Source organism: Burkholderia sp. Bp8992, assembly GCF_003853705.1.
Lineage (GTDB): Bacteria > Pseudomonadota > Gammaproteobacteria > Burkholderiales > Burkholderiaceae > Burkholderia.
The window spans coordinates 25,378-38,176 of record NZ_QTQI01000046.1 but is presented as its reverse complement, the minus strand read 5'-3'; the positions used below and the strand labels follow the sequence as shown (position 1 = coordinate 38,176).

General features: G+C 67.9%; 12 protein-coding genes and 1 riboswitch. All 12 genes read right to left on the bottom strand.

Annotation, left to right across the window (positions count from 1 at the left end; translation table 11 throughout):
• Positions 1–212: 212 nt before the first annotated feature.
• Positions 213–1,043 (bottom strand): methylenetetrahydrofolate reductase [NAD(P)H], encoded by an 831-nt coding sequence (metF, locus tag DIE03_RS36705; RefSeq protein WP_124456935.1) that lies wholly within the window; start codon positions 1,041–1,043, stop codon positions 213–215.
• Positions 1,044–1,068: 25 nt separating this feature from the next.
• Complete coding sequence (locus tag DIE03_RS36700) at positions 1,069–1,422, bottom strand: phage holin family protein (RefSeq protein WP_006477367.1); 354 nt, start codon at positions 1,420–1,422, stop codon at positions 1,069–1,071.
• 164 nt (positions 1,423–1,586) lie between these two features.
• The gene (gene ahcY, locus DIE03_RS36695; RefSeq protein ID WP_124456934.1) at positions 1,587–3,005 is read right to left on the bottom strand and encodes an adenosylhomocysteinase; all 1,419 of its coding nucleotides are present in this window, start codon (positions 3,003–3,005) and stop codon (positions 1,587–1,589) included.
• A gap of 32 nt (positions 3,006–3,037) precedes the next feature.
• A riboswitch (S-adenosyl-L-homocysteine riboswitch) is annotated at positions 3,038–3,163 on the bottom strand.
• A gap of 87 nt (positions 3,164–3,250) precedes the next feature.
• Positions 3,251–3,985 carry an RNA polymerase sigma factor FliA gene (locus tag DIE03_RS36690; protein WP_124456933.1) on the bottom strand — a complete coding sequence of 245 codons (735 nt, stop codon included), beginning with the start codon at positions 3,983–3,985 and terminating at the stop codon, positions 3,251–3,253.
• A gap of 22 nt (positions 3,986–4,007) precedes the next feature.
• On the bottom strand, positions 4,008–4,826 hold the full coding sequence (locus DIE03_RS36685; protein WP_124456932.1) for a MinD/ParA family protein: 819 nt from the start codon (positions 4,824–4,826) through the stop codon (positions 4,008–4,010).
• Complete coding sequence (flhF, locus tag DIE03_RS36680; protein ID WP_124456931.1) at positions 4,819–6,579, bottom strand: flagellar biosynthesis protein FlhF; 1,761 nt, start codon at positions 6,577–6,579, stop codon at positions 4,819–4,821. Before flhF ends, DIE03_RS36685 begins: the two co-directional genes overlap by 8 nt.
• Complete coding sequence (gene flhA / locus DIE03_RS36675) at positions 6,576–8,678, bottom strand: flagellar biosynthesis protein FlhA (protein ID WP_124456930.1); 2,103 nt, start codon at positions 8,676–8,678, stop codon at positions 6,576–6,578. The genes flhF and flhA overlap by 4 nt, the downstream gene beginning before the upstream one ends.
• Complete coding sequence (gene flhB / locus DIE03_RS36670; RefSeq protein WP_124456929.1) at positions 8,675–9,874, bottom strand: flagellar biosynthesis protein FlhB; 1,200 nt, start codon at positions 9,872–9,874, stop codon at positions 8,675–8,677. Before flhB ends, flhA begins: the two co-directional genes overlap by 4 nt.
• Positions 9,875–10,203: 329 nt before the next feature.
• The gene (locus tag DIE03_RS36665) at positions 10,204–10,584 is read right to left on the bottom strand and encodes a DUF805 domain-containing protein (protein WP_124456928.1); all 381 of its coding nucleotides are present in this window, start codon (positions 10,582–10,584) and stop codon (positions 10,204–10,206) included.
• Positions 10,585–10,601: 17 nt separating this feature from the next.
• Positions 10,602–10,874, bottom strand: a complete 273-nt coding sequence (locus DIE03_RS36660; RefSeq protein WP_124456927.1) for a hypothetical protein — start codon at positions 10,872–10,874, stop codon at positions 10,602–10,604.
• Between the two features lie 29 nt (positions 10,875–10,903).
• Positions 10,904–11,401 carry a VOC family protein gene (locus tag DIE03_RS36655; protein ID WP_124456926.1) on the bottom strand — a complete coding sequence of 166 codons (498 nt, stop codon included), beginning with the start codon at positions 11,399–11,401 and terminating at the stop codon, positions 10,904–10,906.
• 165 nt (positions 11,402–11,566) lie between these two features.
• Positions 11,567–12,799 (bottom strand): DUF3443 domain-containing protein, encoded by a 1,233-nt coding sequence (locus DIE03_RS36650; RefSeq protein WP_124456925.1) that lies wholly within the window; start codon positions 12,797–12,799, stop codon positions 11,567–11,569.

Sequence of the window (12,799 nt, the reverse complement as noted above, 5' to 3'; positions counted from 1 at the left end):
CTCGCTCAATCCGGTAGCCCGTCCAGCAGCCCAGCGCCTGTAGTGCTTTGCGATCCAGCAATTTGGCCTCCAACGCCTATTCCCATTGGCGTCAGGTTACCAACTGCACCGAAAGCTTCCACGGTTTCCCGCGATGAACCAAAAAAAAGCCCCGCCGGCGAACCCGGCGGGGCTTGTGCGCATGCAACCGCGTGACCGCGCCTTGACCGCGCTTACACAGCGAGCCGTTCGCAGATCGTCCGCGTGGCGGTCGCTGCGTTCAGCGTGTAGAAGTGCAGGCCCGGCACGCCCGCATCGATCAGGCGCTGGCACAGGCTCGTGACGACGTCCGCGCCGAACGCGCGGATCGACTCGCGATCGTCGCCGAAGCTCTCGAGCCGGCGCGCGACCCAGCGCGGCACTTCGGCGCCGCACATCTCGGAGAAGCGCATCAGCTGCGAGAAGTTCGTGATCGGCATGATGCCCGGCACGATCGGCACGTCCACACCCAGCTTGCGCGCATCGTCGACGAAGCGGAAATACGCGTCCGCGTTGAAGAAGTACTGCGTGATCGCGGAATTCGCGCCGGCTTTCACCTTGCGCGCGAAATTCTCGAGATCGGCCTTCGGCGAGCGCGACTGCGGGTGGTACTCCGGATAGCCGGCGACTTCGATGTGGAACCAGTCGCCATGCTCGGCGCGGATGAAGCTGACGAGCTCGGACGCATAGCGCAGCTCGCCGACCTCGCCCATCCCCGACGGCAGGTCGCCGCGCAGCGCGACGATGTGCCGGATGCCGTGCGAGCGGTACTGGTCGAGGATCGCGCGCAGGCTGTCGCGCGACGAGCCGATGCACGACAGGTGCGGCGCGGCCTCGAGGCCGTCCTTCTGCATGTCGAGCACGGTATCGAGCGTGCCTTGCTGCGTCGAGCCGCCGGCGCCGAACGTCACGGAGACGAATTTCGGCTGCAGCGGCAGCAGCTGCGCGCGCGTCGCGCGCAGCTTCTCGACGCCGTCCGCCGTCTTCGGCGGGAAGAATTCAAACGAGAGTTCGATCGGTTTCATGATTCGGTGGGTAAGGGCCTGCCCGTCAGCCGATGTCGCGCTGGCCGAAGATCAGGGCGGACAGCAGCCACGACACGATGCTGTACAGGATCGAGCCGAAGAACGCGGACCAGAATCCCGACACCTCGAAGCCCTTCAGCAGCGACGATGCGAACCAGAAGCACAGCGCGTTCACGACGAGGATGAACACCCCGAGCGTGACGATCGTCACGGGCAGCGTCAGCAGGATCAGCACCGGACGGATCACCGTGTTGATCAGGCCCAGCACGACCGCGATGATCAGCGCGGTGCCGAAGCTCTTGATGTGGATCGACGGCACGAGATACGTGATGATCAGCAGCGCGAGCGCGTTGATGACCCAGGTGAGGATGACGCTCATGGAGGGCTCCGGTTCGGTGGTCGATCGGTACGATCAGTGGCCGCCGCCGGCCGCCGTGCCCGCCCGAAGGCGCGGCGCGACAAGCCGGCGATCCGGCGCCGGGCCGCTGCCGCACCGTGCGCCCCGCAGCGGGGCGCGCACGGCGCGGCGGCGGCCGCGACGCATCAGTAGCGGTAGTGGTTCGGCTTGAACGGGCCGTCCTTCTGCACGCCGATGTACGAAGCCTGCTCGTCCGACAGCACGGACAGGTTCGCGCCGATGCGCGCCAGGTGCAGGCGCGCGACCTTTTCATCGAGATGCTTCGGCAGCACGTACACCTTGTTCTCGTACTCGTTGCCGCGCACGAACAGCTCGATCTGCGCGAGCGTCTGGTTCGCGAACGAGTTCGACATCACGAACGACGGGTGGCCGGTCGCGCAGCCGAGGTTCACGAGGCGGCCTTCGGCCAGCAGGATCACGCGCTTGCCGTCCGGGAAGATGATGTGGTCGACCTGCGGCTTGATGTTTTCCCACTGGTACTGGCGCGTCGACGCGACGTCGATTTCCGAGTCGAAGTGACCGATGTTGCAGACGATTGCGTTGTGGCGCATCGCCTTCATGTGATCGTGGTTGATCACGTGGTAGTTGCCGGTGGCCGTCACGAAGATGTCGGCCTTGTCGGCCGCGTATTCCATCGTCACGACGCGGTAGCCTTCCATCGCCGCCTGCAGTGCGCAGATCGGATCGATTTCGGTGACCCACACGGTAGCTCCAAGGCCGCGCAGCGATTGCGCGCAGCCCTTGCCCACGTCGCCGTAGCCCGCGACGACCGCGACCTTGCCCGCGATCATCACGTCGGTCGCGCGCTTGATGCCGTCGACCAGCGATTCACGGCAGCCGTACAGGTTGTCGAACTTCGACTTCGTGACCGAATCGTTCACGTTGAACGCCGGGAACGGCAGGCGGCCGTCCTTTTCCATCTGGTACAGGCGGTGCACGCCGGTCGTGGTTTCTTCGGTCACGCCCTTGATGTGCGCGAGGCGCTTCGAGTACCAGGTCGCGTCGATGTCGAGGTGCGCAGCGATCGACTTGTACAGCGCGACTTCTTCCTCGTTGGTCGGCTTTGCGATCACCGAACGGTCCTTCTCGGCCTTCGCGCCGAGGATCAGCAGCAGCGTGGCATCGCCGCCGTCGTCCAGGATCATGTTCGCGAATTCGCCGTTCGGCCATTCGAAGATGCGGTGCGAGAATTCCCAGTACTCGTCGAGCGACTCGCCCTTGAACGCGAACACCGGCGTGCCGGCCTCGACGATCGCTGCCGCGGCGTGGTCCTGCGTCGAGAAGATGTTGCACGACGCCCAGCGGACGTCCGCGCCGAGCGCCTTCAGCGTCTCGATCAGCACGCCCGTCTGGATCGTCATGTGCAGCGAACCGGCAATGCGCGCGCCCTTCAGCGGCTGCTGTGCCTTGTATTCGTCGCGGATCTGCACGAGGCCCGGCATTTCGGTCTCGGCGATGTTGAGTTCCTTGCGGCCCCAGCCGGCCAGCGCCATGTCGGCGACGACGTAATCGTGGGAAGCCTTGGAATCGATAATGGCGTTCATCACGCCCTCCTTTCTAAAAAGTTTCTAGATTGGTGACGTGAGCGCCGTTCAGGAAGCGGGGCCGGCGCGACGGTCGCGAAATGCGTGCCGCACGGCTGCTTGGTGAAGCCTTCCGAGCCTGGCGGACAGGGATGTCCGTCGCAACGCTCCTCGGAAAACGGAGGGGATTGTAGCAAATCGGCGCGCAAAATGCGCAAGCACGATACCCGCGCGCGGCGTCGGCGCGCGTGGCCGCCCTGAAAGGGTCAGGACTCCGCGCCGACCCAGGCCTGTTCGCGCAGCCGCGCGCGCAGCCGCGCGACGGCCTGGCTGTGCAGCTGGCACACGCGCGACTCGCTCACCTCGAGCACCGCGCCGATCTCGCGCAGATTCAGACCCCGTTCGTAATAGAGCGACATCAGCAGCTTCTCGCGCTCCGGCAGCCGCTCGATCGCCTCGACGAGCGCCTCGCGCAGGTGCTCGTCGAGCAGCGCGGACAGCGGATCGGCGTGATCGACGCGATAGCGGTCGAGAAACGGCTCGTCGTCGGCCGCACGGTCGAAATCCTCGTAGTAGATGAGCTGGCTGCCGTGCAGGTCCTGCAGCATCCCCTGGTATTCGTCGAGCGGCATCTTCAGGTGCTCGGCGATCTCGGTCTCGCTCGCCGAGCGGCCGAGATGCTGCTCGACCTGGTGCACCGCGTGCTCGACCTCGCGCGACGTCTTGCGCATGCTGCGCGGCAGCCAGTCGTTGCTGCGCAGCTCGTCGAGCATCGCGCCGCGGATGCGCTGCGTCGCGTAGGTCTCGAACTGCGCGCCCTGGTCTTCCTTGTAGCGACCGGCCGCGTCCATCAGGCCGATCATGCCGGCCTGGATCAGGTCGTCGAGATCGACGCTCGCCGGCATCTTCGCGACGAGCTGCAGACCGAGGCGGCGCACCAGCGGCGCATATTGCGCGAGCACGTCGGCCTGGGACATCTTTCCTTGAGCGTTGTACATCATGGCTCTCTCCTTGCGGTGGCGCTCACGCGGCGTGTGCCGCGCCCGCCTCGTACGACGGTTTGCCGCCCGCGTGGACCGCGCGCCCCGCACCCGAACGCGGGCGCATCGGCCAGTACAGCAGGTCGGCGGCAATCTGCCGGTAATCGCGCGCGGCCGGCGACGACGGGAACGCGTCGACCACCGCATGCGTCAGTTCGCGCGCATGCTCGACGAGCGGATCGGCGCTCACGCAGCCCGCGTCGGCGATCGACACGGTCAGGTAGCGGCTCGCGACGCCCGCGAGGTTGTCGAACGCCGTCTTCGCGTCCGCGTGGCTGCCGACGTGATTGGTCAGCACGCGGAACTGCGCGAACGCGTGCGCGAAATGCAGCCGCTTCATGCACGCGTACGCCTCGGTGATCGCCTGCGCGGCGACGCGCGTGACGACCAGCACGTCGTGCGCCTCGCGTGCGAGCGCCGAGAACGCGCCGTCGGCGCCGAGCTGCGCGTCGACCAGCACGATGTCGGCCGGGCCGTCGATGAAATCGCTCAGCTGCGCGTCGCCGTAGCCGGCGCGCGCGAGCCGCGCGGCCGCGCACAGGCCGAAGCCGGCGGCCACCCGCGTGCGTTCGCCGTCGCGCAGCCACGCGCCCGCCAGCGTCGCGCTGGCCGAATGCACGTCGGCGCGCTCGTCGACGACGAGCACGTCCTTGCCGAGCGACGCAAGCGCCGTGGCCAGGTTCACGACGGTGGACGTGCAGCCGACACCCGCCGGCCCGCCCGTCACCGCGACGATGCGCGACGCGCGCCCGGCCAGCAGGCGCCGCAGCCCTTCGGCCTGGTCGATGATCCGTTTATCCAAATCGCACCTCGTGCAGCTCGGCGGTGGAACGTGCGGTCAGTGCGGAAAGCAGCGTCGGCATGTCCTCGTCTTGCGGCACGAAGGGGGAGCCGTCGCGCGGCACACAGAACGCGCTCTTCAGCAGGAATTTGGTCGAGGCGACGTACAGGTTCTCCGGCACCTTCTGGCCGGTCGACACGTAGTGGACCGGCAGCTTGTAGCGGATCACCGTGTCGAGCACGCCGCCGAGGTGGGTCGCCTCGTCGAGCTTCGTGAGGATGCAGCCGGCGAGGTCCGGGTGCTCGCCCGCGCTGCGATACGCCTGCACGACTTCGTTGAGCGTGTCTCCGTGGCTCGTCGCGTTGAGCAGCAGCAGGCGCTGCACCGGCGCGTTCGCGCCGTGCAGCATTGCGATCTGGTCGGACACCGCGCGGTCGCGCTGGCTCATGCCGATCGTGTCGATCAGCACGATGTGCTTGTTGCGCAGCTCGGACAGCGCGAGCGCGAGATCGCCCGCATCCTTCACCGCGTGCACCGGCACGCCGAGGATCTTGCCGAAGATGCGCAGCTGCTCGTGGCCGCCGATCCGGTAGCTGTCGGTGGTCAGCAGCGCGACCTTGCTCGCGCCGAAGCGCATCACGCAGCGCGCCGCCAGCTTCGCGGTGGTCGTCGTCTTGCCGACGCCCGTCGGCCCCATCAGCGCGAACACGCCGCCGCGCTCCATCAGCGCATCCTCGCTGTCGAGCACGGGCAGGTTCGACGCGAGCACCGAGTGCGCCCATTCGGCAGCCCGTTCGAAGGTCTGTGCGCCGTCGCCGGACGGCAGGTTGTCGACCAGCATCCGCACGAGCTGCGCGGAGAAACCGGCCGCGAACAGGTGCTTCGTCAGCGCGCCGTGCACGGCGCTGCGACGCTGGCGGTCGTGCCACTTCAGGCTGTCGAACTGCTCTTCCATCATGCCGCGCAGTTCGCCGAGTTCCTGCATCACCGTGTCGTTGACGATCCGCTCGATGCGCGACTTCACCGCATCGGCCACCGCGGCGGCCGCGTCCGCGGACAGGCGCGTGCGCTCGGCCGTCTTCGCCGCGTGCGCGGCGCTCGTGTCGGGCGCGCGGGTCGCGGCGGCCGGCATCCGGCGTTCGGCGTCGCGCACGATGTCGCGCGCCCAGTCGGGCGGCGTCGCGCGCGCGGCGGCCTGCGACGCGGGCGCGCTCGCGAGCGGCGCGGCCGGCGCCTGCGCGCGAGCGATCAGCGCGTCGCGCTGCTGCGTCAGGCGCTTCGCGTGCTCGACCAGCCACGGTGCGGGTTCGGACGCGCCAGCGGCCGATGTATCGGCGGCGGGCATACCGGCAGCGGGTACGGTGATCGACGGCGAAGCCGCGACCGGCGCATCCGCGTCGATCGCCGGCGCATACGCGTGCGCGTCGTCCGCATCGGCACTCGCGCCGAACACCGACGAGAACACGTCCGGCAGCCCGCCTTCGCCGGCGGCGTAAGGGTTGATGGACGGCCGCACCGCTGCGGCGCCGGGGCGCGACACGATGCCGGGCACGGCGGCGGCCGGCACGGATTCCGGCTGGCGCGGCGTGGCGAGACGCGGGCGGGCGGCGGGCGGCGTCACCGCGGCCAGGTCCGAATCGGCGAGTGCAACGATTTCGACGCTGCCGTCATCGAGCGTGCGGTTCGACAGCACGACCGCGTCGGCGCCGAGCGCCTCGCGCACGAGACGAAGTGCGTCGCGGCTCGTTGCGCCGGTGAATTTGCGAATGTTCAAGCGGAACCCCCGATGACGTTAACGACTTTGATCGTGCGTGTGTCCGGCACTTCGGCATACGACAGCACTTTCAATTGCGGCAGGCTGCGGCGCAGGAAACGCGCGAGCATCGCGCGCAGCGCGTGCTGCACGAGCAGCACGGGCGGCAGCCCGAGATTCTGTTGACGCAGCATCGCTTGCTGCGTGCCGGTCAGAAGGTTGTGCGCGAGGCCGGGTTCGAGGCCCGGGTTCGCGCCGGTGGCGAGCGCCTGCGACAGTACGCGCTCCAGATTCGCGTCGAGGCCCATCACCTGCATCTCGCCGGCGCCCGGATACCACTGCTGCGTGATCGCGCGGCCGAGCGAGAGCCGCACCGCGGCGGTGATCTCGTACGCGTCGCCGCGGCCCGCGTGTTCGGACACGGCCTCGAGGATCGTGCGCATGTCGCGGATCGGCACGCCTTCCTCGAGCAGGTTCTGCAGCACTTTCTGCAACGTCGTCAGCGAGATCGTCTTCGGCACGAGGTCCTCGACGAGCGACGGCGCGTCCTTGCCGGTGCGCTCGATGAGCGCCTGCACTTCCTGGCGGCCGAGCAGTTCGGCCGCGTGCTGGACGACGAGATGGTTCAGGTGCGTCGCGACGACCGTGCTCGCGTCGACCACCGTGTAGCCGTACACCTGCGCCTGCTCGCGCATCGCGACGTCGATCCACACGGCCGGCAGGCCGAACGCGGGATCCTGCGTGACGGCACCCGGCAGCGCGGCCGTCACCTGGCCCGGGTTGATCGCGAGCCACTGGCCCGGGAACACTTCGCCGACGCCGATCTCGACGCCCTTCAGCGCGATCCGGTACGCGTTCGGCCGCAGTTCGAGGTTGTCGCGGATATGGATCACCGGCGGCAGGAAGCCGATTTCCTGCGCGAATTTCTTGCGGATGCTCTTGATGCGCTTGAGCAGCTCGCCGTCGCTGCCCTTGTCGACGAGCGGGATCAGCCGGTAGCCGACTTCGAGGCCGAGCGGATCGATCAGCTGCACGTCGTCCCAGGTCGCCTCGTGGCTGTCGGACGGCAGCACGGCGGGCGGCGCGATGTCGGTCAGGTCGCCGGCCGCCTTGCGGGCCGCCGCGCGCTTGATCTGCGTGCGGGCCAGCCAGATCGCGCCGCCGCCGAGCCCGAGGAACGCGAAGTGCGGCATGCCGGGGATCAGGCCCATGATCACGATGATCACGCCGGTGATCGTCAGCACGCGCGGGTTCGTGAACAGCTGGCCGGTGATCTGCGTGCCGATGTCCTCGTCGGTCGCGACGCGCGACACGATCACGCCGGCCGCGGTCGAGATCACGAGCGACGGGATCTGCGCGACGAGGCCGTCGCCGATCGTCAGCAGCGTGTAGTTCGTGCCGGCCGCGGCGAACGACATGTCGTGCTGGACCATCCCGACGATCAGCCCGCCGATCACGTTGATCGCCATGATGATCAGGCCGGCGATCGCGTCGCCGCGCACGAACTTCGACGCGCCGTCCATCGACCCGTAGAACTCGGCTTCCTGCGACACGGCGAGGCGGCGCTTGCGGGCCTGCTCCTCGTTGATGAGGCCGGCGTTCAGGTCGGCGTCGATCGCCATCTGCTTGCCGGGCATCGCGTCGAGCGTGAAGCGCGCGGACACTTCGGCGATCCGCCCCGCGCCCTTCGTGATCACCATGAAGTTGATGATCATCAGGATCACGAACACGACGATGCCGACCGCGAAGTTGCCGCCGACGAGGAAGTGGCCGAATGCCTCGATCACCTGGCCGGCCGCGTCCGGCCCGGTGTGGCCTTCGAGCAGCACGACGCGCGTCGACGCGACGTTCAGCGACAGGCGCAAGAGCGTCGAGAACAGCAGCACGCTCGGGAACGCCGCGAAGTCGAGCGGCTTCATCGTGTACATGCTGACGAGCAGCACCATCACCGACAGCGCGATGTTGAACGTGAACAGCAGATCCAGCAGCAGCGGCGGCAGCGGCAGGATCATCATCCCCAGGATCATGCAGATGAGGATCGGGCCCGCGAGCGCGCGCAGGTTCGTGCCTGCGAACGGGTTCGCGCGCTTCGCGAACAGGCCGGTGGTCGGGGTGCTCATGCTGCGCTTCCTTGCTTGCCGAGCGTGTCTTCGGCTTCTTCGCGCTCGTCGTCGGCGGCCACCGACGTGCCCTTGTCGAGTTCGGCCGGCACGTCGAGATCGACCGGCACCGCCGGGAACGCGCCGCCTTCCGAACGGAAGCGCTTGAGCTGGTAGACCCACGCGAGCACTTCGGCGACGGCCGAGTACAGCGAGCCGGGGATCTCGCGCTCGAGTTCGACGTTGTGATACAGCGCACGCGCGAGCGGCGGCGCTTCGAGCAGCGGCACGTTGTGTTCGGCCGCGAGTTCGCGGATGCGCGCGGCGACGAGGTTCACGCCCTTCGCGACGACCTTCGGCGCGCGCATCTCGCCGTCCGTGTATTGCAGCGCGACGGCGAAGTGCGTCGGGTTCGTGACGACCACGTCGGCCTTCGGCACGGCCGCCATCATCCGGCGGCGCGCGATCGCGCGCTGCTGTTGGCGAATTCGCCCCTTCACGTGCGGATCGCCCTCGTTCTCGCGATGTTCGCGCTTCACTTCTTCCTTCGTCATGCGCAACTTCTTGTTGTACTGCCAGATTTGGTAAGGCACGTCGAGCGCGGCGACCACCAGCATCCCGGCGACCGTCGTGCCGCAGCACACGGCGACCAGGTGCAGCGCGTCGGGGAGCGCGGCGCCGAGCGGCTGCGTCGCGAGGCCGAGCAGCTCGTCCTTGCTGCGCCAGATCGCGACGCCGCCGATCCCGCCGACGACGATCGTCTTCGCGATCGACATCCCGAGCTGGATCGGCCCCTGGATCGAGAAGATCCGGCCGAGGCCCGAGATCGGGTTCAGGCGGTCGAACTTCAGCTCGAAGGTCTTTTGCGAGATCAGCCAGCCGCCCAGCGCCATCGGCGCGAGCAGCGCGGCAACGCCGGTGAGCGCGAGGATCGGCAGCAGCGCGGTGAGGCCCTCGAGGCTCGCGCTGCCGGCCGCCGACAGCATCCGGTTGGTGTCGAATGCGGTCGCGCGATCGAACGTGAACGCACCGCGCAGCATCGTCTGCAGATGCGCGCCCGACGGGCCCGCGAGCAGCCATGCACCGTAGAACCCGGCCGCGAGCAGCGCGAACGAAGCCAGCTCGCGCGAACGCGCGACCTGCCCCTCCTCGCGCGCCTTCTCGCGGCGCCTGGGAGTGGCGGCTTCGGTCTTGTCGAGATCGCTCTCGTCTGCCACGGGGCCTCCAGTCGGGTACGGCGGAATGCCGCTTTCCAGTGACACCGATTATTCATGCAGGCGTCAAACGCCGATCGGTCGAGCAAAGCCGGGAAAGGGGGGTATTTCGGGGAATCGGGCGAACCGTTGCGAACGCGGCTGGCGCAGGGGCGGAGCGCGGCGCGGCAACGCGGAAAAACGTACCGGTCGACGCGACGGCGAGGGGTCGGCCGCGGGCAGGATGCCGGCAGCGGGAAGCGGGGGAAGCGGGGAAAACGGAGGAACGACGGAAGGGAAAGGCGTGGCATTCAGGCCCCGGCGCGACGGTCGCGCGCCGGGGCAGGCGTCGGTCAGATCGCGGGGATCGGATCGGCGCCGAAGCGGTTCGGGCCGTCGGTGCCGCGCGAGCACATCCACACGAGCAGCAGGATGCCGCCGACGACCGGAATCAGCGCGATCAGCAGGAACCAGCCCGAGCGGCCCGTATCGTGCAGCCGGCGCACGCTGACCGCGATGCCCGGAATGAGCAGCGCCAGCGAAGCCAGGCAGATGATGCCGAGCAGCAGCAGCGTGACCAGGCCGCCGTCGCGGCCGCCCGCGCCGATGACTTGGGCCGCGATCGAGAGAATGACGCTCAGCAGCGTGAAATACCAGTATTCCGCACGACGCGCACGGCCTTCGAATGTCGCGTATTTATTGAGTGCGGTACGAACGGCTTCGGAAAAACCCATTTTATTACCCTCCTGTTTTATATTGGCACCCCGGAAACAACGCCGGCATTATATGTTTTAATTTCGCCGGATTCCATCTCTTTTCGCTTGCCGGCCGGCGCATTCGCCCATTCCCGATGCCCTCCAATACGGCGCAGGAACGGCCGCGGCAGCATAATGCGGCGCCGCGGGTTTGCATGTCGCGTCATTTTAATAATCATGAAGACCTGACAGAAACTACAGCCCGCGATAATCCACCCCTTGATTACATCCGAATGAAATCCGGCATGATCGATAATCGGTTCGCGCATGCGGCATTCGATTGAGCGGTCCAACCGGCCTAGCCGGCCGCCGCCCTTTGCAGCGCGGCGAGATCGAGCTTCTTCATCGTCATCACCTGCGCCATCACGCGTTCGGCGCGCGCCGCATCACCGGTCATCAGTTCGGTCAGCTGCACCGGCACGACCTGCCACGACACGCCGAAGCGGTCGCGCAACCAGCCGCACTGCTGCGCGCGCTCGTCGCCGCCTTCGGAGAGGCGCGCCCAGTAACGATCGATCTCGTCCTGGTCGCGGCAGTTGACGACGAACGACACGGCCGGCGTGATCTGGAACACGGGGCCGCCGTTCAGCGCGACGAACGCCTGCCCGTCGAGCTCGAACGCGACGGTCATCACCGCGCCCTCCGCGCTGCCCGACGCGTGCGCGCCGGCCTTGCCGTAGCGCGCGACGTGCACGATGCGCGCGTTGTCGAACACCGACACGTAGAAGCCGGCCGCCGCCTCGGCGTCGCGGTCGAACCACAGGAACGGCGTGATGCGCTGGATTCGCGGGCTCATGGCGTTGTCTCCTCGATGTCGTGCCGGCACCGGTGCCGGTCTTACATCGTAGGCGCTGCGCCCGCGCATGGCGGAAATCCGGTCCGTAGCGCTTGCACAGCGGCCAAATAAAAAAGGGGGCGATCACTCGCCCCCTTTGTTGGTGCCGGCGGCCGCGCCGCGCGGTCAGAACGCGACGAACGGCTGCGCGCCGCCGCTCGCGGTCTTGTCCATCCCGAAGTAGATCGTCTTGCCGTAGAAGTGCGGCATGCCGATGTCGAGCCAGCTGGACGAGCCGAACGGGCCCGCGATGTCGTTGAACGCGAACGTCGACGAGTTCGAGAACAGCGAATCGGCGTTCGAGACCGGCATCGTCACGGTGCCCGATGCGCCGTTCTGGCCGCTCAGCGTCGCCGAATAGCTCGTCGCGGACGCCGGGCAGTAGAACTGCGTGTTCCGCGAACAGGGCGTCTGCGCCGAATCGTTGAAGAAATACGCATTCGAGCCCGTATCGAAGAACGCGGTCACGTTGCGCCCCTGGAACGTCGCGCTGACGTCGCCCGTCGTGGTCGACGTCAGCACCGTCTTCCCGCTCATGCTCGGCAGGCCGAACGTCAGCGTGCCGGTCGCGCTCGACTGCCCGTTGCTCGAGATGGCCGGCATCTGCACGCTCACGCCGTCGTTGTTCGCGAAACGATGAACCGGGTTGGCCACCTGCTGCGCCAGCGGCACGAGCGCCACCGTGCAGCTCGCGTTGTCGCCGTTCGGGCACGCGTAGTAGTTGTTGTTCGTCGATGTCGACGTCGCGCACGTGGTGCCGCAGTCGTACGGTGCCGGCCCGATGCCGAGGATCCCGTTCGCGCCGAGCGCGCTCGCGGAGTTGGCCGACGCGCCGCCGTTCGTGCACGAGCTCGGCACGTTCGTCGTGCCGAGGTCGCCGATGATCTGCACGGGCAGCGAGGTCGCCTGCTCGGTGCCGATCGACAGGTCGACCGTCCGCACCGATCCCCACGTATAGCTCGACACGAACTTGCCGCACTCGGCGACCGGCGCGCCGCCGCTCGTCACCTGCGGCAGGTTGCCCAGCACGCCCGACACGGCGCTGCCGACGAGCCGCAGCCCGTAGGACGCGGTATCGACCAGCACGTTGCCGACGATCTGGCAGTTCGACGTGCCTGGCACGCAGACCTTCACGCTGACGGTCGGGATGTTGATCACGTTCGCGACGCCGGTGCCGACCGTGATGACGGCCGTGTTGCCGCTGTTGCCGTCCGATCCGCCGTTGCCGGTGTTGCCCGAGTTGTTGCCGTTGCTGCCGCCGCCGCCGTCGCCGCCGCCGCAGGCGGTCACGAGCACGGCCGTCGCGGCCGCGAGGCCCAGTACGCCGAGCCAGCGCTTGAATGTACGAGGAATTCTCAA

Bases quoted from the DNA above. Each gene is read 5' to 3' on its own strand.
- metF (WP_124456935.1), bottom strand. From the start codon at position 1,043: ATGAAACCGATCGAACTCTCGTTTGAATTCTTCCCGCCGAAGACGGCG.
- DIE03_RS36700 (WP_006477367.1), bottom strand. From the start codon at position 1,422: ATGAGCGTCATCCTCACCTGGGTCATCAACGCGCTCGCGCTGCTGATC.
- ahcY (WP_124456934.1), bottom strand. From the start codon at position 3,005: ATGAACGCCATTATCGATTCCAAGGCTTCCCACGATTACGTCGTCGCC.
- DIE03_RS36690 (WP_124456933.1), bottom strand. From the start codon at position 3,985: ATGATGTACAACGCTCAAGGAAAGATGTCCCAGGCCGACGTGCTCGCG.
- flhA (WP_124456930.1), bottom strand. From the start codon at position 8,678: ATGAGCACCCCGACCACCGGCCTGTTCGCGAAGCGCGCGAACCCGTTC.
- DIE03_RS36665 (WP_124456928.1), bottom strand. From the start codon at position 10,584: ATGGGTTTTTCCGAAGCCGTTCGTACCGCACTCAATAAATACGCGACA.
- DIE03_RS36660 (WP_124456927.1), bottom strand. From the start codon at position 10,874: ATGCGCGAACCGATTATCGATCATGCCGGATTTCATTCGGATGTAATC.
- DIE03_RS36655 (WP_124456926.1), bottom strand. From the start codon at position 11,401: ATGAGCCCGCGAATCCAGCGCATCACGCCGTTCCTGTGGTTCGACCGC.